21 protein-coding genes are annotated in these 24,420 nt (G+C 31.2%); 5 read left to right on the top strand and 16 right to left on the bottom strand.

All coding sequences use genetic code 11. The annotated features are described in order from the left end of the window. Nucleotides 1-36: 36 nt before the first annotated feature. From N5D03_RS09675 to N5D03_RS09650, 6 genes are all read right to left on the bottom strand, one after another. On the bottom strand, nt 37-1,452 hold the full coding sequence (locus N5D03_RS09675) for a TolC family protein (protein WP_185144165.1): 1,416 nt from the start codon (nt 1,450-1,452) through the stop codon (nt 37-39). Continuing rightward, a complete protein-coding gene (locus N5D03_RS09670; protein WP_125349676.1) occupies nt 1,436-2,749 on the bottom strand; it encodes an HlyD family efflux transporter periplasmic adaptor subunit in 1,314 nt (437 codons plus the stop codon). Before N5D03_RS09670 ends, N5D03_RS09675 begins: the two co-directional genes overlap by 17 nt. Before the next feature lie 12 nt (nt 2,750-2,761). Further along, entirely contained in the window at nt 2,762-4,429 is a 1,668-nt protein-coding gene (locus N5D03_RS09665) for an ABC transporter ATP-binding protein (protein ID WP_125349677.1), read from the bottom strand. 5 nt (nt 4,430-4,434) lie between these two features. Next, complete coding sequence (locus N5D03_RS09660; protein ID WP_280037217.1) at nt 4,435-4,902, bottom strand: hypothetical protein; 468 nt, start codon at nt 4,900-4,902, stop codon at nt 4,435-4,437. After that, nucleotides 4,899-5,108 (bottom strand): hypothetical protein, encoded by a 210-nt coding sequence (locus N5D03_RS09655; RefSeq protein WP_280037216.1) that lies wholly within the window; start codon nt 5,106-5,108, stop codon nt 4,899-4,901. Before N5D03_RS09655 ends, N5D03_RS09660 begins: the two co-directional genes overlap by 4 nt. A 163-nt stretch (nt 5,109-5,271) precedes the next feature. Beyond that, nucleotides 5,272-5,622: a 4Fe-4S dicluster domain-containing protein gene (locus tag N5D03_RS09650; protein WP_114999046.1), complete on the bottom strand. Its 351-nt coding sequence runs from the start codon at nt 5,620-5,622 to the stop codon at nt 5,272-5,274. Between the two features lie 62 nt (nt 5,623-5,684). Between N5D03_RS09650 and N5D03_RS09645 the strand changes: the two genes are divergently transcribed. Continuing rightward, the gene (locus N5D03_RS09645) at nt 5,685-6,746 is read left to right on the top strand and encodes an acyl-CoA reductase (protein ID WP_280051511.1); all 1,062 of its coding nucleotides are present in this window, start codon (nt 5,685-5,687) and stop codon (nt 6,744-6,746) included. 128 nt (nt 6,747-6,874) lie between these two features. On the opposite strand, the gene N5D03_RS09640 is transcribed toward N5D03_RS09645, so the two are convergent. Next, on the bottom strand, nt 6,875-8,965 hold the full coding sequence (locus tag N5D03_RS09640; protein ID WP_280051510.1) for an outer membrane beta-barrel protein: 2,091 nt from the start codon (nt 8,963-8,965) through the stop codon (nt 6,875-6,877). A gap of 115 nt (nt 8,966-9,080) precedes the next feature. Here N5D03_RS09640 and N5D03_RS09635 point away from each other — a divergent pair, with 115 nt between their 5' ends. Both N5D03_RS09635 and N5D03_RS09630 read left to right on the top strand, forming a co-directional pair. Further along, the gene (locus tag N5D03_RS09635) at nt 9,081-9,515 is read left to right on the top strand and encodes a hypothetical protein (protein WP_280049160.1); all 435 of its coding nucleotides are present in this window, start codon (nt 9,081-9,083) and stop codon (nt 9,513-9,515) included. Nucleotides 9,516-9,517: 2 nt separating this feature from the next. Next, nucleotides 9,518-9,994 (top strand): hypothetical protein, encoded by a 477-nt coding sequence (locus N5D03_RS09630; protein ID WP_280049161.1) that lies wholly within the window; start codon nt 9,518-9,520, stop codon nt 9,992-9,994. A gap of 56 nt (nt 9,995-10,050) precedes the next feature. Here N5D03_RS09630 and ftsY read toward each other — a convergent pair whose 3' ends face one another. From ftsY to N5D03_RS09600, 6 genes are all read right to left on the bottom strand, one after another. After that, on the bottom strand, nt 10,051-11,013 hold the full coding sequence (gene ftsY / locus N5D03_RS09625) for a signal recognition particle-docking protein FtsY (RefSeq protein WP_114999036.1): 963 nt from the start codon (nt 11,011-11,013) through the stop codon (nt 10,051-10,053). Nucleotides 11,014-11,137: 124 nt separating this feature from the next. Then, entirely contained in the window at nt 11,138-11,287 is a 150-nt protein-coding gene (locus N5D03_RS09620; RefSeq protein ID WP_084106961.1) for a DUF4295 domain-containing protein, read from the bottom strand. Nucleotides 11,288-11,301: 14 nt separating this feature from the next. After that, a complete protein-coding gene (gene rpmG / locus N5D03_RS09615) occupies nt 11,302-11,484 on the bottom strand; it encodes a 50S ribosomal protein L33 (protein WP_038337065.1) in 183 nt (60 codons plus the stop codon). A gap of 11 nt (nt 11,485-11,495) precedes the next feature. Next, complete coding sequence (gene rpmB, locus N5D03_RS09610) at nt 11,496-11,732, bottom strand: 50S ribosomal protein L28 (protein ID WP_038337064.1); 237 nt, start codon at nt 11,730-11,732, stop codon at nt 11,496-11,498. 82 nt (nt 11,733-11,814) lie between these two features. Next, nucleotides 11,815-13,470, bottom strand: a complete 1,656-nt coding sequence (gene lnt, locus N5D03_RS09605) for an apolipoprotein N-acyltransferase (protein WP_280051509.1) — start codon at nt 13,468-13,470, stop codon at nt 11,815-11,817. Between the two features lie 142 nt (nt 13,471-13,612). After that, nucleotides 13,613-15,256 carry a M1 family metallopeptidase gene (locus N5D03_RS09600; RefSeq protein WP_280051508.1) on the bottom strand — a complete coding sequence of 548 codons (1,644 nt, stop codon included), beginning with the start codon at nt 15,254-15,256 and terminating at the stop codon, nt 13,613-13,615. Between the two features lie 615 nt (nt 15,257-15,871). Here N5D03_RS09600 and N5D03_RS09595 point away from each other — a divergent pair. Both N5D03_RS09595 and dnaK read left to right on the top strand, forming a co-directional pair. Beyond that, on the top strand, nt 15,872-16,198 hold the full coding sequence (locus N5D03_RS09595; protein WP_280051519.1) for a tRNA-binding protein: 327 nt from the start codon (nt 15,872-15,874) through the stop codon (nt 16,196-16,198). Nucleotides 16,199-16,576: 378 nt separating this feature from the next. Next, complete coding sequence (dnaK, locus tag N5D03_RS09590; RefSeq protein ID WP_125349684.1) at nt 16,577-18,478, top strand: molecular chaperone DnaK; 1,902 nt, start codon at nt 16,577-16,579, stop codon at nt 18,476-18,478. Nucleotides 18,479-18,641: 163 nt separating this feature from the next. Here the strand turns inward: dnaK and N5D03_RS09585 are convergent, their stop codons facing one another. The 3 genes from N5D03_RS09585 to N5D03_RS09575 form a co-directional block, all read right to left on the bottom strand. Then, entirely contained in the window at nt 18,642-20,906 is a 2,265-nt protein-coding gene (locus N5D03_RS09585; protein WP_280037204.1) for an NADP-dependent malic enzyme, read from the bottom strand. Nucleotides 20,907-21,049: 143 nt separating this feature from the next. Continuing rightward, entirely contained in the window at nt 21,050-23,677 is a 2,628-nt protein-coding gene (locus N5D03_RS09580; RefSeq protein ID WP_280051505.1) for a carboxypeptidase regulatory-like domain-containing protein, read from the bottom strand. A gap of 15 nt (nt 23,678-23,692) precedes the next feature. Then, on the bottom strand, nt 23,693-24,420 hold a 728-nt coding region (locus tag N5D03_RS09575; RefSeq protein ID WP_280051504.1), incomplete at its 5' end, for a GLPGLI family protein.

Here is a 24,420-nt window from a genome sequence, read left to right as displayed (position 1 = left end):
CAAACAAATACGAAAATAATAAATAGGCATTATGCCTTAATTTGTAGTTGCAACTAAAAAATTTTCTTTCAACCATTTTAGTTTATTAAAACTTTTTAGAAATTTTGTTCGAATAGAAATAAATTTCTCTTGAGCATCTATAACTTTATTTTCGCGTGAATTAATTAAGAAGAGTGAACTTTCACCAATTCCATACCTTGTTTCTTCTGCATCTAAAAGCTTTCTATAATTTTGCAGATTATTTCGAGAAAGATTTATTTGAGTATGAAAATTTAAAATTTCATTTTTATAGGTCTCTATTTTAACATCTAACTCTCTACTTTTTATCTGAGTATCTAAAGCATTCTGATTCAGCTTAATTTTAGCTATTTCATAATTTGCTCTTGCTTCTCGTAGAAATATCGGAATTTCTAACTTTAAACCATATTGAAAATTATTATCAAAGAATGGTAAATAATCGGCTGAGTACCCCTCTTTCGTAAAGAAATTATACGTAAAATCTATTTTAGGAAGAAAACTCTGAAATTTTAATCTTCGTTCACTTTCTAAGATATTTTGTTTTTGATTGTAATATAAAATAGATGAATGCGCATCTAATTCTTGAGATTCTACTTCGTCAATTAAAAACTCAAAATCAGAATAAGCTGAATGATTTTCTAATCCATCCGAAGGATAAATCATTGCTGTAAGCTCATACAGTTGTTGATTATCTTTCCATAAATATAACTGAAGCTGCTGTGTACTTTTTACAAAATTTAAAAAAGCATCTTGTCGTTGCAATTCAAAACTTTGCAACTGAGAAAGTGCTTCTATAGTATCAATAGCAGGTACTTCTCCAAAATCTAATGTTTTTCTTGTAAAATCTAAACGCTCTTTATTAATGTCAACAATTTCAGATTTTAATTTATAAATTTCAAAATTCTGAACCCATTCCCAATAGGTATTTTCTGCTTCTAAAAGAAGGTCGTTTGTTAAAACCGTTTGCTCAGCTTCTGTCATTTTCAGTGCAAATTTTGCCTGATCTAACATTGCTCTTCTTTTATCGTACAATAAGTTTTTAGCCAAAGGAATTGTTACACCAAATTGAAATAAACCTCCAACAGTTTCTGTATTACTTAATTTATCTCCTTGTATATGATTGTAACTACCATTAATATCTATTCCATACCAAGTCGGAATACCTAGTTCAATATTTTTTTGTTCATAATACCTTGTTCCATCAATATTCTTTTCTCCTAATTTTGCTGCTAAAACAGGATCAAAACCACCTCTTGCTCTTGTTATTTCTTCCAATGCTATTTTATTCTGAAGTTGATATTTTAAAGCCAGTGGATGATAATTCTTCACCACTGAAATAAATTCTGATGAAGATATTTTTAAAGAATCCTGTCCAAAACTAAAGTGAGAAATTAATAAAACTAAAACAAGGAATACCTTATTTACTTTTTTCATCTTTTGTTGTTTTTGTATTTGCAACCTCGTAGTAATCTGGTGGAAATCCATTTATATTTCGCCATAACTCGTACCAAATAGGAACATCGTTAAGAATTGCAATTCCTTGTGTTCCTGTTCCCATCTTAATTTTTGTTGGCCATTTTTTCTCATTTTTATCTTCAATAACCAATGCTTTAAAAAGACCATTTGGACTAATATTACTTTCTACAGCAACAACTTTTCCTGAAAAAACACCATAACTAGAATCTGGCCAACCAGAGAAAACAATTGCTGGAAAACCATCGAAAATACACATTACACGCTGTCCTTCTTTTACCAATGGCAAATCTACTGGTCGAACATAAATCTCTACAGCATAATCTACTTTCGTAGGAACAATAGTACCAATGTTTTCTCCATCTTTTAATACTTCTCCAATACCAGCTTTGTTCAACTGAACTATTTGACCGTCTTGAGAAGCAATAATAAAGTATAAACCTTGTCTTGCTTTATAATTCGCAACTTGATTTTGAAGTTTTGCAATATCTCCATCACTTCCTTCAATTTGTCCCATACTTTGAAAACGCTCTCCTTCAATTTTACTTAATTTCTCATTGTAATCTTGTGTTACAGCATTTTGCTCAATTTGTGTATTAATGATTTCTTGTTTCGTTTGTGAAACTTTATTCTCATAAGCTGTTTTCTTCGCAATCGAATTCTGATAAGAAATACTTCTTTGTTGAAATTGTGTTAATGAAACTAAACCTTCATCATACATTTTCTTTTGTCTTGCATACTGATCTTCAGAAAGTTTTAGCTCATTTGTTGCTGCAACTAATTCAGCTTCTTCTCCAACTAATTTGTTATTTAACTGACTAATTTTAATTTTAACCTGATTTAATTTTAAATCTCTAGCTGCATTTAAAGCCTCTAATTGATTTTTTGCTGTACCAACTTTAGCTCTATAAAATTCTCTTACGCCTATTTTTGCATCCACTTGTTCTTCTGTACGCTGTACTAACAAAGGATCCATGTAATCTTCTTTTATCTCAGATAGTTGTAAAAGTGTATCTCCTTTAGAAACATAATCTCCATTTTTTACATTCCATTTAATAATTCGTCCAGGAATTGGAGAATTTAATTGTTGTGGACGCTGAGATTGATATAAAGATGAAACATTTCCTTTAACTTTTATATTCTGTGTCCAAGGAAGAAACAACGTAACAATTCCGGCTAAAAGAATGAATAAAAACCATCTTTTAACTCTCGATTTTTTACGAATTTGATATATTTTATCGAATGATTTTAGTTGCATTTTCTTTAATTTTTATGAAATAACTTTAAGTGTTCCATCTTCTAAATGAAGATGTTGATCTGCAAATCGGATAAGCTTATTATTCGACGACACAACAACAATAGTTGTATGCTTTTTTAAGCCATTTAAATACTCAATCATTTTTTCTTGAAATTGATCTGACATTCCGCTCATAGGATTCTCTAAAAGCAATAATCTCTTTTCTCCTAATAATGAACGAAGAAGAAGTACTTTCTTTTTAGAACTAAATGAAAGTTCCGAATCTGTTTCGCTAATTTCTGTTGCAAAACCTTTACTAAATAAATTAGAAATATTTTCTATTCCTAATTCATCAGAAAGTTCTATAATACTTTGTGTATTGCTTTGTGTATTTCCTAAAAGAATATTTTCTTGAACAGTTCCTTGAACAACTTTTGCACTCTCTAAATAAAGTCCAACACTACTTCTGAAATGTTTCTTATTTAAGTTTTTCAATGGAATTTTATCGTAAAGAATACTTCCTGAGCTCGATTCGTAAAAACCAGCCAACATATTTAAAAGAAGTGATTTCCCAGTACCTGTTTTTCCTGTTATTACTGTTAATGTATTTTCTTGAAGTTTAAAGTTTATATTGTCTAAAATTTTAGGACTATCATTATAGGCAAATTCTACATCTTTAAACTCAATTGTTGTTCCTTGTTTTTTGTATAAAAGTTCTATATCTCCTTCAACTTCTTCGTCTAATTCTGTTACTTTAGTAAGCTTAGCATAAGAAGTAATCATATCATAATAACTCTCTAAACTAACAATTAACTTTTCTACAGCGGCCATAATTGTTAAAACAACAATTTCTGTTGCAATAAATGCCCCAATATTTAATTGCTGATCCAACATAAGGTAAGTACCTATAGCTAACATTGTAAACGTAATTATTACTTTAAAGGCAATTACTGTTTTGTATTGGAAAACTAGTACTTTAAAGTGAGAAGTTCTATCATCTAAATAATCTGAAACACGGTCATCTGTTCCAATAAGATGCGTTCCTTTTTCTGAATGTATTTTAAATGTTTTTACAGAAGCTGCGACATCTTCTATCCAAGCTGCCGTTTCATATTTCTTATCACTTTCTTCTATACTAGATTTTATTCCACTTTCCATTGTGTAGTAAAATATCATAACAATAGATATAACTACAAGTCCTCCAAATGCTAAAAACCAAGGGTGATAAAAAGCTAATAATAAGATACCAAACAGAATTTGGATTAATGCCGTTGGTATTTCTAAAAGAACTTTTGAAACTCCTTTTTGAAAATTCTGAATATCAAAAAATCTATTCATTAACTCTGGTAAATAATACTTTCTAGTAGTTGATAAGTTTACTTTAGGTAATTTATCTGCGAAAGCCATCGAAAATTCTACATATATTTTTTGTTGAATTTTTTCGATAATTTCAATTACTTTCAATCTAAAATATCCTACAAAGAAAGTTCCGATTACAACAAAGAAAATCAGGATATAAATAGAGGTAACCATTGTTGCTCCTAACACATACCCAATAATAGATTGTATACCTAACGGAATGCTTAAAGACACAAGTCCATTTAGTATTGCATAGAAATAAATATTTGTTACATCTTTTTTCTCTTTTGTAATATAGCGAAGCAGTTTTCTACCGTGTTCGCTTGCTGATATTGATGCCATTGTGTTTATTTGATAAAGTTTGACGTAATATATTTTAAATAATCTAACACATAAACTGTGTGATTCTGTTCTTGATGATTATCTGTAAGATTAGGTAAATGTTCACTAAAAAAATGTTGATCGTGCGCAGTTTCTAATAATGTACTTGCTAAAGAAAAAGGATAAGGAAAATCTCCTTTAACTTCTTCTATGATTACCGCAATAAATTTGCAAAGACTTTCTAATGGAGCAAAAACCATTTCTTTACAAATTTTATCTACTTCTTTTACGAGATAAGATTTACTACTTTCTGATATTACAATGGTATGAAGCTTCTTTATATTATAATCTTCCACTTCTTCACAAGAATTATCATAATGTGTAATAATCTCTAATATCTTATCTAATTTTTCTAATGAGTTTTTAATCTCTTTCGTTTTTAATTCGCAAATAAATTCAATGTAAGACCAATACCAATTCAAAATATAGGTCAATAATTTATATTTTGAAGAAAAATAACGATAATTGTAGCTTCTGTAGAATTTATTTTTACCGCCAATTTTTTGAATGTAAAATGTTCAAATCCTGTTTCAAAAATCAGCTCTATTGCTTGTTTTACAATAGTTTTTCCAACTTCGCTACTTTCTGGATTTTTAAGATATAGTTTTTCGTTTACACTGAATTTCAACTGAAAATTCATCCGTTTTTATTTATTTAATCTTTCCTATCAAAAATACAAGACTATACGCTATAATAGTATTACTATCCGATTAGAATAATATTAAAATGTGATTAGAAAATTGAACATATCATAACCTCGACTTCTAAAAGTCGAGGTTATGATATGTAAAGTTGTGACGATTTTACTCTAAGTGCATAAACGCTTTTTTACTCAAAAGGCGCTCTTCGCTTTCTACGTGGTTATCATCAGGCACACAACAATCCACCGGACAAACTGCCGCACATTGTGGTTCTTCGTGGAAACCTTTACATTCAGTACATTTATCGGGAACAATGTAATAAACCTCATCACTCACAGGATCTTGCACCGCATCAGCGTCAAAAGTTGCGCCGTCTACGTTTACAATTGTTCCGCTAAGAGAAGTTCCATCAGAATATTTCCAATCTACCGCAGCTTCATAAATCGCGTTATTTGGACATTCTGGCTCACAAGCTCCACAATTTATACATTCATCTGTAATAATTATAGCCATTGTATCTGTTTTTTTATTTCCTACATTTGCAACTACAAAATTACATTTAATTTTCAGAAAAAATGACATTTGAACAAAGGATTTCAGCATTTAACGAATTGGGGCAGTTTTTTAATTTTATTATAAATAATGATTCGATTAAAGACACAGAACTGACAGAAAAATTCGAGAATTGGAAAGAAGAAGCTGAATATGCAGTGAGCGATGCAGAAGCCTACAACAATTGGTTTACAAAAGATAATATTACGTTAGCCTTGAAAAGTTGGGCAGAAGCTTTAACGGAAGAAAATTTATTGGCTTGGTCGAAAGATTATCCTTTTGCTGAAATGCCAAAAAATGTCGGAATTATCATGGCTGGGAATTTACCTTTGGTTGGTTTTCATGATTTACTTTCTGTTGTTATTTCTGGAAATAATGCGTTGATTAAAACTTCGTCTAAAGATGATAAATTAATCAAATTAGCGATAAAATATTTGTATTCGATTGATGAAAATTTCAAATCGATTATTCAAACTGTTGAACGATTAGAAAATTTTGATGCAGTTATTGCAACTGGAAGTAATAACACGGCACGTTATTTTGAACAATATTTTGGAAAAGTTCCTAACATTATTCGTAAAAATAGAACTTCGGTTGCTGTATTGAATGGTTCGGAAACTGATGAAGAGTTGAAAAAATTGGGTAACGACTTATTCATTTATTTTGGATTAGGTTGCCGAAATGTGACGAAACTTTATGTAAAAGATGAAGCACAATTACCAAAAATATTCGAAGCTATTTTTTCTTGGGGTGATGTGATTAACCATCCTAAATATGCAAATAATTACGATTATAATCGTGCAATATTTTTGTTAGGAAAAGATGAATTTTTAGACAATAATTTTGTTCTAATGAAAAAAGATCCAGCTTTACATTCTCCTATTGCAGTTGTAAATTTTGAAGTTTATGAAGATGTGAATGATGTAAAAAATTATTTGATCGAAAATGAAAATCAAATACAATGCGTGATAGGAAATGACATGAAAGATAATCCGAATTATGTTGAATTTGGGCAAACTCAATTCCCTAAATTAACAGATTATGCCGATAATATTGATACGCTGAAATTTTTGGCGGAGTTGTAGATGTTAGAAAGCTAAAATTTATACTTATTAAAAACAATTAATATGTCTTGCTGAGCTCGTTTCAACATCACAGTCAAATTATAAATAAACAAAAAGAGAATCCTAAGGATTCTCTTTTTGTTTATTTATTAAAATGTCGCTGCTCCTGCAGTTTCATTTTCTAATTTTCGATTGATATTTGTTTCTTTACCTGTCGAAAAATCATAACTCAACCCTAAAATAAACATGTTTTTATTGTTCCAAATTTGAGTATGACTGGTATAATTTACCAAACTTTCTTTTAACGATTTTACTTTATATTCCGAAGGTATTCCGATCCAATACATTCCTGTAGAAAAAGTCCAATTATTCTTTTTATAAGCGATTGAAAGATCGCTACTATTTTCATTTGTGCTTAGGAAAGCGCCATCTAGAGAATACGCCGGAATATTGAGTATATATGATATACTAAAATTCTTGAAAGCAGAATTTATCACAAAATTATTTCCTAAATAATCATTCTTGATACTTCTTCCATCTTTCAATTTTACACTTTCTGTTGTTGGTTTTAGAACAACTTTCAGCGTCAATAAGTCTGTACCAAACGGCTTGACAGAACCAGATATTTGTACACCCAAACTTTGCGAATTTTCTGCATTTTCGTAGGTTAATGCATAACGATTACCGTCTAAAATATACAATTCATTAATAGCATCTTTTTTATATCGATAGAATAAATTTGTATTCAGATCAAAATATTTTGAATTGTAGCTATACACTAAATTATTAACAAAAGATTTCTGAATATTTAATTCGGGATTTCCTTTTTGTACAATATTCGGTACTATTTGTACCACATTACTACTTAAAGCATTGCTCCAAGGACTTGTAGGCGTGTAGGAAGTTGTAAAACGCAAACTTTTGTTCTTTGCTATTTCATATCCCAATACAATTTTTGGTGTTATTGTCCATGTATTTTCCGTGTTTTCTTCGCTTTGGTTATGTATATTTGTTAATCCCATACCCAGTCGGTACATTAATTTCTTTGTTTTACCCGAAAATTCTGAGTACATATATTGTTGCAAATAATTGACTTTGTAATGAGAAGATCCTTCTAAATTAACTAAATCATTGTTAATGTTATTTGTTGTTAACCGATAACCAGAATTCAATTTGCCTGATGAAAAATCATGTGTATGCGCAATTTCTCCAACAACAGCTGTTTGTTTAGCTTTTAAATTCGTAATATATTGATAAATGTCTACTTGATTATTCGTTTCCCATTCATGAGAAAAATTATATGAATTTGTATTAAAATGTGAACCAACAAAGTTTAAAATCAATTCATCCTTTTCCCCCATTTTCTTCGAATAGTAAAGATCTAAAGTTGGTTTCGTATATTTTTCGTTACTGTGTTTATAAACCGAATGATTTTCGCTATCTTGATTTGCAGAAAAAATACTATTTCCGTTAACATCAGAAAAACTTGTCAAAATATCCATATAAAATTTTGCTTGAAAAGTATATTTATCCGAATCTGAGTTAGTATAACGAAGTAATATATTTTGATATGTGTATCCAAAATGATCAAATCTTTTTTCATTTGTACGATAATTTGTCATTTCATTCAAATCATTTCGCAGAGAATAGGTGTAAGAATTGTTATTTTCTCTATTATCATAATCTCTTAAATTGATAGAATACTCTAAACCTAAATTATTTTTACCTTTTGTAAAATCTGCATATGCAGAGCCATTTATAAAACCTGTTGTAAACGCCGAAGTGAGATCCGCTCCATACACATAACCATTTTCTGGATTTCGTGTAATCAAATTCACCACCTGATCTGCACGATTTGCATAACGCGCTGGCGGAATATCAAAATACTCAACACGCACCACATCTTGCGGTTTCACGGCACGAATTTGATTATCTGTTGCTTCAATTCCATTAATCAACAACAAAGTTGTTCCTCCTTTTGTACTTTGTATGGTATTCGAAATTGGATCAACTTGTAGTTCTGGTAACGTATTCAACAAATCTTTTGCGTAGCGCGCTTTTTCCAACGCTTCTTTATCAAACGTATAAACTGCTTTGTCTGCAAACATTTTTTTGCGTTGCGATTGAACTAAAACTTCTTTTATTTCGATTGGATTATAGTCCGTTGAATCCTGCTTTTCATCTTGTCCAAAAGCAAAAATTCCTGACAATGTAACAGCAAGTACAAAAAATTTTTTCATGGTTAATTCTACTATTAAGAGTTAGTGTATATTTATATGACGCATGAAGAACAAATAAGTTACATAAGAATTGCAATTATTTTTGATAACTTTACGCTAAACAAGATTTTTGAGTTTGAAAAAATTATTTCTTTTTATCGCACTTTTTACAAGTTTCAATTTATTATATGCGCAAGAACAAGCCGAACGTTCGTTGACAGAATATCGTGTCGAAAGTTTCCAAACGTCTTTAGTTGCGAAAAAAATGCTATATGATTGGTTAGGAAAATGGGACAATGTTTTGTACACTGAAAATAATCAACCGTTGTTAGTTTGGTCGAATAAAAATATCATTAATGAAGCCAATGAAACCTTTACTTTGATTGCATCGAGCGTAGAAAATGACGAAGAAATGTACGGAACAGTTCAGGTTTTGACAAGTAAAAAACAAGATGCTTTAGCGAAAGATTCGCCTTTTAGAGAATATTTGAATGAGTTTCTAAAAACTATTTCGAAAAAAGAAAACAAAAGCAAAAAGTTTTATAAAGAATATATTAAGGTGATTTATTAGTTATGAATTATAAATTATTGACTATTTTACTTATCTGTTCCATTAGTACTTTTGGTCAAGATAGAATTACATCAATGACTTTAGAAAACTCTGCAAGTCATATTATTCCAAGTGGAGTTAAAATTGATTTTACGAATACAACTTCTATGTTTCATCCTAAAGACACAGATAAAATAATTGTCCTTTACACTAAAAGTATGTTGAAAGGAAAAAATGAAGAAAAGAAAATTTTATTGAGTAAAAAGGATTTTGCACAAATTGAAGATCAGATTCTTGATTTAAATTTTTCAGATTTTATTAAAAATCGAAAAACAATTTCGCTTGATGGATATACTACTAAGTTAAGTATAAACGCTAATTATGAAGATAATAATACTATTGTTTTAGAAACATCAGATTCTCAATCGAATAAATTACATGCAGTTATTACATTAATTTTAGAAAAACTAAATCTCAAAGAAAAAGATTTTTATAGATAAAAAAAATCCTTCAAGTTTTTCTTGAAGGATTTATATTTTTATAGAAATTAAATTTCTTAATTATTTCGTTTGAAAAAAGAATCGACAAACTCCATTTTATTGAAAGCTTGTAAATCATTGATTCCTTCACCAACACCAATATATTTAACTGGAATCTGAAATTGATCTGAAATCCCAATTACTACTCCTCCTTTTGCTGTTCCATCTAATTTTGTAACCGCTAAAGAAGAAACTTCTGTTGCTTGTGTAAATTGTTTCGCTTGTTCAAAAGCATTTTGACCTGTAGAACCATCTAACACTAATAAAACTTCGTGAGGCGCATCTGGAATTACCTTTTGCATCACACGTTTTATTTTTGTCAACTCATTCATCAAGTTAATTTTGTTATGCAAACGTCCTGCTGTGTCAATCAAAACAACATCTGCATTTTGGGCAACTGCCGACTGAATGGTATCAAATGCAACCGAAGCAGGATCAGAACCCATCGCTTGTTTTACAATTGGTACACCTGCGCGCTCCGACCAAATTACTAATTGATCTACAGCCGCTGCACGAAATGTATCTGCTGCACCAAGAACCACTTTAAGTCCTTGTGATTTGAACTGAGAAGCCAATTTACCAATCGTCGTTGTTTTACCAACTCCATTTACTCCGACCACCATAATAACATATGGTACATCTTTCTTTGGAATCGAAAAACCATTTGTATCTTCGATATTATTTTCGGAAAGTAAGCCTGCAATTTCTTCGCGAAGAATTAAATCTAGCTCAGAAGTCGAAACATATTTATCACGTTCTACACGTTCTTCTATTCGACGAATAATTTTGATCGTTGTTTCAACACCGACATCAGAAGAAATCAATACTTCTTCTAAATCATCTAAAACCTCATCGTCTACTTTAGATTTACCTACTACAGCGCGACTGATTTTATCAAATAGAGAAGTTTTAGATTTTTCTAATCCTTCATCTAATTTTTCTTTGCTTTCTTTACCTAATATCTTTTTGAACCAACTCATTAATAAGCTAAATTTCTTAAAATTTTGTACGAAGATACATAAAATATAAGGAAATAAAAAAGCCGCCCTGAAAACGAGGCAGCTCAATTAACCTTAAATATTTTTTGTTAAGGAGATGATTTGATTATTTCGTGAAGAAAGAATCTGCTTCATCAGCGTTAACTACTTTTTCAACAAATACGTAAGCTCCAGATTTTGGAGATTTTACCATTTTGATAACTTTGGTCATTTTTTTAGACCCAGTTTGTAGGGTTGCTACCGTTTTCTTTGCCATCGTCTAAAATTTTATTATTTAATCTCCTTGTGAATTGTATACTTTTTCAATACTGCGTTGTATTTTTTCAACTCAATACGATCTGGAGTATTTTTTTTGTTTTTAGTTGTGATATAACGAGACATTCCTGGCATACCACTTTCTTTATGCTCTGTACATTCTAAAATAACCTGTACTCTGTTTCCTTTTTTTGCCATGGTGTCTTAAATTATTTGATTAAACCTTCTTTACGTGCACGTTTAACAGCCTCATCAACTCCTAATTTGTTGATTGTTTTTAAACCGTGTGCAGAAACTCTTAATGTAATCCACTCACCAGTTTCTGGCATAAAAAATCTCTTTTTGAACAAATTCACTTCAAAAGTGCGTTTTGTTTTATTATTAGCATGAGAAACATTGTTTCCCACTAATCTCTTCTTACCTGTAATTTGACAAATTTTTGACATCTTATTTTGTATTGTCCTATTTTAAACGGAGTGCAAAGTAACAAATTATATATTACTTATACAACTCTTTAGGTTATTAATTTTATATTTTTTTCTTATTTTGTTTATATAACAACTTCTGCGCAAGAGTATAAGCCAAGATAATTCCCATTACCAACAGCGCTATCCTCGCGATTACATCGCCATATTTTGTATAAAACGTTAATTCACTATTCATTAAAATTGTACCATTTAAGGCACCCTGCTCTCCATATGGTAAAGACTTCATTATATCTCCTCGCTGATTAACGAAAGCCGAAATACCTGAATTTGCAGATCTAACGATAGCGCGTCTATTTTCAATAGCTCTCAAATTACCATATAATAGTAATTGACGATGACCATCGGTAGAGCCCCACCAAGAATCGTTGGTCATTGTGAATATAACATTTGCGCCTTCTCTCACATATTCTGTTGTATAGTCTCCGTAAATAGATTCGTAACATATAACCGGAGCAACAGTAGCGTTGTTTGTTTTATTCTTGAAAACAGAACGATGAGGTTGAATCCCCAACGTTTTTGTTGTGCCGCCAAAGTTAAGCATAAATTCTCCAATAATTGGCATTAAAATGTTTCGATATGGAAAAATTTCTACTCCAGGTACTAATTTACTCTTATGATAAACTTCTATCGAATCGTTTCCACTTATCTGCAAAGCTGAGTTATAAGCGTCGTACCACGTAATTCCATCTCTCATAACAGATGCCGTTTCCGATGCTAAAGATTGCATTGGATAAATTCGCATAATAGATGCTCCTGTTACAAAATGTAAATCTTTTTTAGTTTTTGTCCATTGCTGAATGTCTTGTATAATTAAATCATCATACATATTATCAAAAATCAAAGCAGATGATCCAGGTACGGCAGTTTCTGGCGCGACAACGAATTGAGTTTTTGGTTGAATGTTTTTCAGTGCCAATTGTTTCAATTCTTCATAAATCTGCAAACCATCTTTCATATACTTTTCGTTGTATGGATCAAGATCTGGCTGAAGAACTAACACATCAAGTGCTTTTCCCTTTTCTTCGTAATTCGCATAAATAATATAAGAAATACCAATTGGCACAGCAATTAATAATCCAGCATAAATACCTAATTTGTTTAGATACCTCATTTCTTTCTTATTAATATAAGCCGTCAAATAATAGAATACCGTAATATTAACTAACCAAATCCAAAGCGCACCTCCAAAAGTTCCTGTGTACTCGTACCATTGCACCCATTCGTAATATTTTGCAAAACCATTTCCAAGGTTAAACCAAGGCCAAGTTAGTTCCCAATTCAAGGTTAGTTTATCAAAACTCATCCAAATCGCAGGAAGAAAAACCAATCCATACAGATTACCAGCTTTTGTTTTGACGAAATGATACAACTGAAAAACAATTGACATAAACAACGAATTCGCTACAACGGGAATCAAATAAGCGCTCCACGAATTGTGCAAATCTCCATTCGCGTCCGTTTCTTGTGCATAATGCAACCACCAAATTACAATCGCATTCCAAATAAAGAAAGCTAAAAACGAAAGTCCGAAAATTTTGCTCCCTTTTTTCTTGAATTCTGCGCGTTGCGTGATTTGATGTTCTGTCAACATCAAGGGTACAAATCCTATAAATAATAACAATGGAAAACCATGCGAAGGCCAACCAGCTGTTAATAATAATCCTGATAAGATTGCGTATGCAATGTATTTTTTCATGTCACAAATTTATAATTTCATCATTCAATAACCGATGATATTTGTTTGGAATATTTTATAAATCATTTTGGATGAGAACCTGAAACAAGTTCAGGTTGACATTCATTGTCATGTTGAACTTGTTTCAATATCTCATTCAGTTTTAATATATAATATGCGAATCGATATAATAATTTGGATTAATTGTTACATCAATCGCTTTTGTAATCGTTGAATTATTAATTGTTTGCCAATTAGTCGTAGGATTGATGGTTATATCAGAATCTTTCAATCGTAACGGCATTGCAAATCCATCAACAACATTCGTATAACGATATTCAACTTTATTTCCATTTTGTTTAAGTTCTAAAGTTGGTACTTTAATTGTTCTTAAATATTGATTAAAAAAAGCGTTCAAATTTAAACCAGAAAACTTCGCAATATAATTTTCAATTTGTTCTGTAGTTACAGTTTGATGATAAAATTCTTTGTTTAATCCACGCAACATTTGTCTGAATTTTTCATCATTATTCATCCAAGTTCTCAACGTGTGAATCATATTTGCACCTTTATAGTACATATCACCACTACCCTCTTGGTTTACGCCATACACGCCGATAATTGGAATATCATTTTGGATTGCCTTTCTCGTTCCACGCACATATTCGCTTGCCGCATCTTTTCCATAATAAGTTTCTGTGAACAAAGTTTCCGAATAAGCCGTAAACGCTTCGTGAATCCACATATCTGCCACATCCTTTTCGGTAATATTATTCCCAAACCATTCGTGACCAGCTTCATGAACGATGATAAAATCCCATTTCAATCCCCAGCCAGAACCTGATAAATCACGACCTAAATAACCATTCTCGAATTTATTTCCGTACGCAATTCCAGATTGATGCTCCATTCCTAAATGCGGAGCTTCTACAATCTTGAAAGAATCTTCGTAGAAAGCATAAGGTCCAAACCAATATTCAAAACTTTTCAACATCAATTTTGCTTGTTCAAACTGCAATTTTGCTTTATCTATATTATAATCTAACACATAATAATCTAAATCCAATTTACCTTTTTCGCCTTCGAAAGTATCTTTGAAATTGACATAATGTCCGATATAAGGAATGATATTATAATTATTAATTGGATTAACAACTTTCCATGTAGAAGTTGTTTTACCATTTTTCTCTTTTTTAGAAACTAATCGTCCATTACCAACTCCTACCAAATCTTTTGGTGTGATAATTTCCAATTCCATTCCATTATCTGGTTCATCGCCTAAATAATCTTTGTTCGGAAACCAAGCACTTGCACCCAAACCTTGCACGGCTACAGACATCCAATCTCGACCTTTTTCATCTTTCGCAAAAATCCAACCACCATCCCAAGGCGCTCTCACCGCAACACGAGGATTTCCGTTGTATTCTAATTCTAATTGATTCGACGTATTCTTGATATTTTTTCCGACATTAATAAAATAGACATTTCCATCACGTTTGAAATCAGAAATTTTCTTTCCATTCAATTTTACAGCCGAAACCATCATTGGATCTTGTAAATCTATCTGCAATAAATCTGATTGTTGAGGAGCAATTTTATCAAACGTAATTGTCGTTTTTCCTTTTATCGATTTTGACTGATAATCTGGTTCTACACTTACTTTATATTTTTTAACATCCCACCAATTTCGGAATTCATTATTCGTTCCGCGAAGCGAATCTTGTCGCGTAAACTCTTGTTTGTTATTAAGTACTTGTGCATTTGTTGTTATCGAGATCAAGCCAAGTAATAGTACTAATTTCTTCATAGTCATTTTTAAAACATATCAAAAATAAGATTATATATTTGATAAATAAGCCAAAAAGCTATGATTACAGAAAAATTTAAAGAAAGAATAAATTATTTAAAAAATAATCACTTAATCGTTGAAGCATTGTACGAAATTTTAGATGAATTGAAATTAAAACATAGTGCTTTTACAGGTTTTACGTTTCGAGAAGAAATCGATCCGAAAGGTTTTTTGTTGACTGCAGAAGGTGAAGAAAAAACTGGAATTACAATTCGTGTTCCACGTAACATTCTTGATTTTGATTTAGTATTACTTTCCAATGTTTTGATGCACGAAATGGTACATGTTTTTCAGCGTTCGGGCGAAAATCAAATTGAATTGCGAGAAGAACGCGAATGGCAAGCGTATACAGAAATGATTTTTCATAAACAATTTCCAAACGTTCCTCCATTGACTAATTTTTACATCAAACAATTTGGCGAAAAAGCGTTGACGTATTATAACCGAATGCCCGATGAGATGAAAACGAAATATGCAGATGAAAAAACGGATTTAGAAAAAATTCTACAAACAATTTACGACAAAGAAAATAACCCAAAAGAAGAACTAAAATCTGAAAATAAGACTGAAACAATTTCTTGGCAAGATTTCGAGAAAGTTGATATGAGAATTGGGACAATTATCAGTGCAAATGATTTTCCGAAAGCAAAAAATCCTGCTTATCAATTAGAAATTGATTTTGGTCCATTAGGAATTAAGAAAAGTTCGGTACAAATTACATCGCTTTATACCAAAGAGGAATTGATTGGAAAACAAATAATGGCTGTGGTTAACTTTCCGAAAAAACAAATTGCCACTTTTATGAGCGAATGTCTCGTGATGGGCGTTTATGGAAATAATAAAGATGTTATTCTCTTGAATCCCGAACGAAAAGTAGAAAACGGAAGTAAGATTGGGTAATATTGAGACTAAGACTAAGACTAAGACTAAGACTGAGGTTAAGGCTGAGATAAAATTTGAGTTTGATTAAAACTGATGAGTAAACAAACTTTTAAAACAATTATTATTTTCTCACAACATAGATTGAGATTGAGACTAAGACTGAGATAAAATTTGAGTATAACTTAACGCTGACATTTTATCAACCAATAAACTGACTTTTTTATCGATAAATAATCAAATCATTAATCATAATCTGACAACCTGACATCTAAAATCTATTGGATGTCATTTTTTTTATGTTGGCACAAAGATTGACTATTCTGGTGTAGCATCATTTTTGATGATGTGTAAAAGTTTAAAATAAATCATTAATAATATAAAAAATAACTAAACAATATGAGCAAAATAATCGGAATCGACTTAGGTACAACGAACTCTTGTGTTTCTGTAATGGAAGGTAGTGAGCCAGTTGTAATTCCAAATGCAGAAGGTAAAAGAACTACTCCATCTATCGTAGCATTCGTAGAAGGAGGGGAAATTAAAGTTGGTGATTCAGCAAAACGTCAAGCTGTAACAAACCCAAAGAAAACGATTTATTCTATTAAACGTTTCATGGGAACTAAATTTAATAATGATGCAGATGAAATCGGTCGTGTTCCTTATTCAGTTGTAAAAGGAAACAATGATACGCCAGCAGTTGATATTGATGGACGTAACTATACTCCACAAGAAATCTCAGCAATGATTTTACAAAAAATGAAAAAAACTGCTGAAGATTATTTAGGACAAGAAGTATCAAGAGCGGTAATTACTGTACCAGCTTATTTTAACGATGCTCAACGTCAAGCAACTAAAGAAGCTGGTGAAATTGCAGGTCTTAAAGTAGAACGTATTATCAACGAGCCTACTGCTGCTGCATTAGCTTACGGATTAGACAAAGCAAACTCAGATAAAAAAATCGTTGTTTACGATTTAGGTGGTGGTACTTTTGACGTATCTATCCTAGAATTAGGTGACGGTGTATTCGAAGTGTTATCTACAAACGGTGATACACACTTAGGAGGTGATGATTTTGATGATGCAATCATCAATTGGTTAGCTTCTGAATTCCAAGCGAAAGAAGGTGTAGATTTGAAAAAAGACGCAATGGCTTTACAACGTTTACGTGAAGCTGCTGAAAAAGCTAAAATCGAATTATCTTCTTCTGCTCAAACAGAAATTAATTTACCATACGTTACAGCTAACGAAACAGGACCAAAACACTTAGTAGAAACTTTAACTCGTTCTAAATTTGATCAGTTAACAGAAGATTTAGTTCGTCGTTCTATGGAGCCTTGTAAAAAAGCGTTATCTGATGCAGGATTATCAATCAACGATATCGATGAAGTTATCTTAGTTGGTGGATCTACACGTATGCCAAAAATCCAAGAAGAAGTAGAAAAATTCTTCGGTAAAAAACCATCTAAAGGAGTTAACCCAGACGAGGTTGTTGCAATTGGTGCAGCTATCCAAGGAGGTGTATTAACAGGTGATGTAAAAGACGTATTATTATTAGACGTTACACCATTATCTTTAGGTATCGAAACTTTAGGAGGAGTATTCACAAAATTAATCGAAGCGAATACAACAATTCCAACTAAAAAATCTGAAGTTTTCTCAACTGCAGTTGACAATCAACCAGCAGTAACATTAAGAATTGGTCAAGGAGAGCGTCCATTATTCAACGATAACAAAGAAATCGGACGTTTTGACTTAGTAGATATTCCACCAGCACAAAGAGGTGTTCCTCAAATCGAAGTAACATTTGATATTGATGCGAATGGTATCTTGAGTGTATCTGCAAAAGATAAAGGAACTGGAAAAGAGCAATCAATCAAAATTGAAGCTTCATCTGGATTATCTGATGCTGATATCGAAAGAATGAAAAAAGAAGCGCAAGAAAACGCTGCAAAAGACGAAGAAGCAAAACAAAAAATTGAAAAAGTAAATGCTGCTGACGCGTTAATTTTCCAAACGGAAAAACAATTGACTGAGTACGGAGATAAAATTCCTGCTGACAAAAAACAACCAATTGAAGAAGCTTTAGCTGAGGTTAAATCTGCTCACGCTGCTCAAGACGTTGCTGCAATTGATGCTTCTATGGAAAAATTAAACACAGCTTGGAATGCTGCTTCACAAGAAATTTATGCTGCAATGAACGAAGGTCAACAAGGTGGTGCGCAAGCTCAACCAGGTGCTGATCAAAGTCAAGCAAATAATGATGGTGTTGAAGACGTAGACTTCGAAGAAGTTAAATAATAGAATTTCATTTATCAAATAGGAAAGCCTCGCATTGCGAGGCTTTTTTGTGTTTATTTTTAAATAAATAGTTTATTAAAAAAAATCATCTCGATTTCATACAAAATAAAAAAATCCACTTAAATGATTTTAAGTGGATTTTTTGTATTCTAAACTTTATGTTTTACTGATGTTGTTGTGCATCAATCACAGCAATAGTGACCATATTCACGATTTCGCGAACAGTACTATCCAATTGTAACAAATGAATTGGTTTTTTCATTCCGATCAAAATTGGTCCAACCGCTTCTATATTTCCTAATTCTTGTAATAATTTATACGAAATATTCGCTGATTCAAGATTTGGAAAAACTAATGTATTCGCATGCGTTCCTGCTAATTTAGAAAACGGAAAATTACTTTGTAATTTCTCTTTATTCACTGCAAAATTTGCCTGAATATCACCATCAACTAAAACATCTGGATGATTTTGATGTAGATAATTCACTGCATTCTGAACTTTAGAAACCGTTTCTCCTTTATTTGATCCGAAGTTTGAATAAGACAATAATGCAATCTTTGGTTCAATTTTAAACTTCTTAATTGTTTCGTTAAATTGCAATGTAATGTTAACTAAATCCTCTGAAGTTGGATCTAAATTAACCGTTGTATCACCTAAGAAAACTGGTCCTTTTTCTGTCAACATCATATACATACTCGCAACTTTTTGACCTTGTTCCGCTCCAATTAATTCTAAAGCTGGACGAATTGCCTGCGAATAATTTTTCGTCATTCCCGAAATCATTGCATCTGCATAACCAAACTCAACCATACATGATCCAAAATAATTACGATCTCTCAATAATTTTTTCGCATCAGATTTTGAGATTCCTTTTCGTTGACGTTTCGAATAAATAAAATCAACGAATTGATTGTATCTGTCCGAATCTTCTTCTGCATTTGTATCAACAATTTCAACATCTTCCAAATCCAACATATAATCTTTAATCATTTGTTGAATTTTATTTTTCTTTCCTAAAATAATTGGAATAGCGATTTTTTCTTCCTTTACAATTTGCGCTGCACGAAGAATTTCGAAACGATCTCCTTCAGCAAAAACAACACGTTTTGGATTTGATTTTGCCGTTTGTGTCAAATTACGCATAATCGTACTTTCTTTTCCGATTCGCTTAATCAATGACAATTTGTATTCTTCGAAATCTGTAATGATATTTTTAGCAACACCAGTTTCAATCGCCGCTTTTGCAACCGCAGCCGAAACTTCTGGTAACAAACGTGGATCATTAGGTTTTGGAATAATATAATCTTTTCCAAATTTGATCGAATGATTATTGTATGCTTGCGTCACAACTTCAGGAACTGGTTCTTTTGCTAATTCTGCAATTGCTCGAACAGCAGCAATTTTCATTTCCTCATTAATTGTCGTCGAACGAACATCTAACGCTCCTCTAAAAATATACGGAAACCCAAGTACATTATTCACCTGGTTTGGATAATCAGAACGCCCAGTTCCCATAATAATATCTTGACGCGTCGCAACTGCTAAATCGTACGCAATCTCTGGATTTGGATTTGCCATTGCTAACACAATTGGATTTTCTGCCATTGTATTCAACATATCTGCTGATAAAACATCTGCAGCCGATAAACCGATAAAAACATCTGCATCTTTAACAGCATCTGCCAATGTCGAAATATCACGATCTGTTGCCCATTCTGCTTTAGAAGGATCAAGATTATCACGGTCAGAACGGATTACGCCTTTACTGTCTAACATCACGATATTTTCTTTCGTTGCACCAACAGAAATATACATTCCTGTACACGAAATTGCCGCAGCACCAGCTCCGTTTACTACAATTTTAACTTTAGAAATATTTTTTCCTTGTAATTCACATGCATTAATCAACGCTGCACCAGAAATAATAGCTGTTCCGTGTTGATCGTCGTGCATAACTGGGATATTCATTTCAGCTTTCAAACGTTTCTCAATTTCGAAACACTCAGGCGCTTTAATATCCTCTAAATTAATTCCTCCAAAAGTAGGCTCTAAAGCTTTTACCGTATTGATAAATTCATCAACATTTTTTGTATCCAATTCGATATCGAAAACATCAATATCAGCAAAAATTTTGAATAGAAGACCTTTACCTTCCATCACCGGTTTTGAAGCTACCGCACCAATATCTCCCAAGCCTAAAACGGCTGTACCGTTACTAATAACTGCAACCAGATTTCCTTTTGCTGTGTACTTATAAGCATTTTCTGGATCTTTTTCAATCTCTAAACAAGGCTCCGCAACACCTGGTGAATAAGCAAGCGATAAATCACGTTGTGTATTCGTAGGTTTTGTAGGCACTACTGCAATCTTTCCTGGTTGACCCATTGAATGGTAATTCAATGCATCTTTCTTACGATTGTCATTCATTTCTCTGTGGTTTATATTTTTTCAAAATAAATTTAGGTAAAATATATTCAACCCACTTATGACAGATGTTAGATTTTGATATTTTATTAAAATAAATTATCGAGTTATACAATTTTGAAGTTAATAATTATGAGGTTGATAAATTAAAAATTAAATCGAGTGGTAAACATAACTTGAGTTGGTCTCAACTCATAGATAAATCGTTGTTCATAATTGGAAGAAAAACTGTTTTGAGAAAAATATTTTTCATTAAAAAGATTATAAGCAGACAATTCAAAATCTATTTTCTTCTTTTTTAATGAATAACGATACATTAAATCTCCTAAAGTTGAATTTGGATTTAATTCTGAATCATCATTAACATACAAATCAAAATTAAGTTTTATATAATGCTGATCTACAGGAAAAAAATGTAATCCTATTTGGTGGATTTGATTGGTGATTGAACGTGATTCAGATTCCTTTGAAAACTTATTTTTATAATTTGTTAAACCGTATTTATATTCAAAAGTCATCCAACTTAATAATCTGAAAGATGCATCAAAATTAGAAGTTAAAATGGTATTGTGAATTTCGATTAAATCATCATTTAATAATTGATCGTAGGTTCTAAAATTATAACCTCCAGCTAAATTAAATGTTGTCTTAATTTTAGAAAAATATTGACTTATTTTAGCATTAACAGAATGTGTTTTTTGATGATTTTTTAAGTTCAAAGCTTCTAAAACTGTACTTCCATCCGCATTATAGCTGTAATTGTAGATTAAGTTATTTTCTGACCAATTGTACGAATATCCAAAATTGATAAACCTAGATTTTATCGGATTTTTATACTCGAAACGTAAAGAAGAAATCCATTTTTTTACTTCGTTAAAATTTCCGTCATTTTGTTGAATAGAATTGTATCGATACAATATAAATCCTTCGTGCAAACGTGTTAAATCCCCCAAATCATTAGATAAATTATGCGAGGTTGATACTTTCCAGAATTTTGAAAATTCTAAACCTATATTAAATTTTGGTTCGATGTAAAAACGATTGTATGAAGTTTTATTTCCGAAAGAATTATTCTCTAAATTATACCACTGAAAAGGAATTCCAAAAGAAAAATTAAGTCGATTCTTTCTGTACGAAAAGTTATTTTCTACATACGGATTTAAAGTTGACCAGCGTGTATTGTTAGTAAAAGTAGAATTTATTGGTTGATTATCTGCTAACAAATCACTTTTCATTGTATGATTGGTGTACTTAATTCCAATTTTTGATTGTAGCGTTAAAGCTTTTATTCCTTTTGAAAATTCAGCGAAATTATTTGTCGAAAATTTCTCAAAATTAATTTGTTGAAACACATTTTGATAATCATTTCCGTTGTTTATAAAATCAGTAAAAACTCCAGGAGAAACACTTAAATTTTCACTATAACTTTTATACGAGATACTAGATTTTAGCGTAATTAATTGTTTACCAACTTTCTTGATTGTATTAAACTGATTGGTAAACTGCCGATTTGGTTGTGTTAATCGTTGTGTAATAAAATTATTATTTTGATTGAGATCTCCTCTCGAACTGTTCCAGTCTCCTTTAAATTCCAAGACATTTTCAAGATAATTTTTAGAACTATTTTGAGATAATGTTGCTTTTAGATTAAGACTTTCTATTTGCAAATAATTTTTTTTGATTTCGTTGAGAAATATATCACCTGTTGGTAAAAAATATTGTGTGTTTGTTTCTCCGAATCGCTTTTGAAAATCGTTGTGATAAGACAAGTTAATTCGTAAATCTAGCTCTTTTTTTAATTTAAAAAGATGATTCCAAGAACCAATATTTATTGCATTATCTAACCAACGTTCGCCATCAAAATTGGGAGTTTGTACACCTGCAATTGATAACCAACTTTCGTTCGAAAATTTTTCAGAGTCATTTAAAAAATCTTCAAGACTTAAGGTTTTTAATTGACGAGAAACATCATTTCCACGATTATTTCCTTGATAAGAACCTATCATTTGTTGCTTTTTTGTGAACAACATTGGTGTAATATTCGCCTGATACAACAATGGTGAAGCGCCAAGACCAACTTCTGCTTTACCAGAATAGGTAATTTTGCTTTTTAATTTGATATTTAATGCGGCTTTAGAGCTATAAACCAAACTGTCTAAAATCTTGATCGGTTGATGATTCTCTAAAATTTGTACTTTATCCACAGCGTCTGCAGAAAGATTTTCGTTTGCTAATGCATATTTTCCGCCCAACAAATCCATTCCTTCGATGTAGTATTTATTGATTGGTTCGCCTTGATACAAGATTCTACCAGAATTTTCGATTTCTATTCCAGGCATTTTTTTGATCACATCTGCTATAGAACGGTCTTTTATATCTTTAAAATTACTAACATCATACGCAATGGTATCACCTTTTTTACGAATAGGAGATTCTTTTAATTTAACTTCTTTTAACTCGATAGCTTTTTCTTGTAAAGTGAAATCAAAGTTTGTAGACGATTCATTTACCAAATCTGAAGTAAAAGCATAATTCATCGCACGAACCTTAATTTCATAGGTTTCGTGCGATGGATTATCTATTTTGATAGAATATTTACCATCAGATTTTGTAATAAAATACGCCAAGGTTTCTTCCGAAGTACTTGGTGAAATGGTAACATTAGCACCAGAAATAGGTTTTCCTTCTTCATTTTTAACAACACCAGAAATAGTAAGTTGTGCAAAAATAAAGTGTGAGATTAGAGTAAATAATAGTGTTAATTGATATCTCAAATTGATAATGATATTTTATAGGTATAGCATTAAATCTTTAATTATAAATCTATATTTTTGATTTTTTAAAAACTCTCTTATTTTTGTTTTTTTATCTTCGGAAACTTGTATTCCAGCGCTTTCAATTGAAATAGTTGGGTCCATGAAGTCCTGATTTATGATATTATTAAATTCTTTATTTGAAAGTTTAATTGCTTTTTTAATTCTTTTAGCTAAAATTTCTTTGTTTTGATTATTAACATCGTATTTATATTGGGATAAAGTCCAGTTGTAATTATTTTCTACATCATATAATTCTACAATTAGTCCTGGTAAATTTTTGAAAATAAATGGACCATCGTTAATGGGAATATTATCATTATACCAAGCAATCCACTGACGCCCTAAGTAAGTAGTAGTAGCTTTTTTTAATTCAATATTATTTTTATGCTTTTCATCTTTTAAATTCCATATGATATCAGGAAAACTTAATTCTGTTTCATAATTGATTGTTCCTAATTTAGAATTAAGAATCATTGTATTTGAAGCTTTCTCGTAGATGATAGTGGTTAGTTTAGAATTAGGAATTTGACCTAATTTACTCCAAGTTGTTTGAGGATTCTCGTTATTGAGATTAGCTAAATACTCAATTTCATTAATGTTGTAAGTATTTTTAGAAACATAATATCTATCGATATCGTTTCTTAAAACAAATATATCTTCTTCAATTATATTATTAGGATGTAAACTGTCATATTTATATG

The organism is Empedobacter sp. GD03861 (assembly GCF_029840885.1).
GTDB classification, from domain to species: domain Bacteria; phylum Bacteroidota; class Bacteroidia; order Flavobacteriales; family Weeksellaceae; genus Empedobacter; species Empedobacter falsenii_B.
The sequence above is the reverse complement of the archived record's forward strand: the minus strand, read 5'-3'. Positions and strand labels throughout refer to the sequence as shown.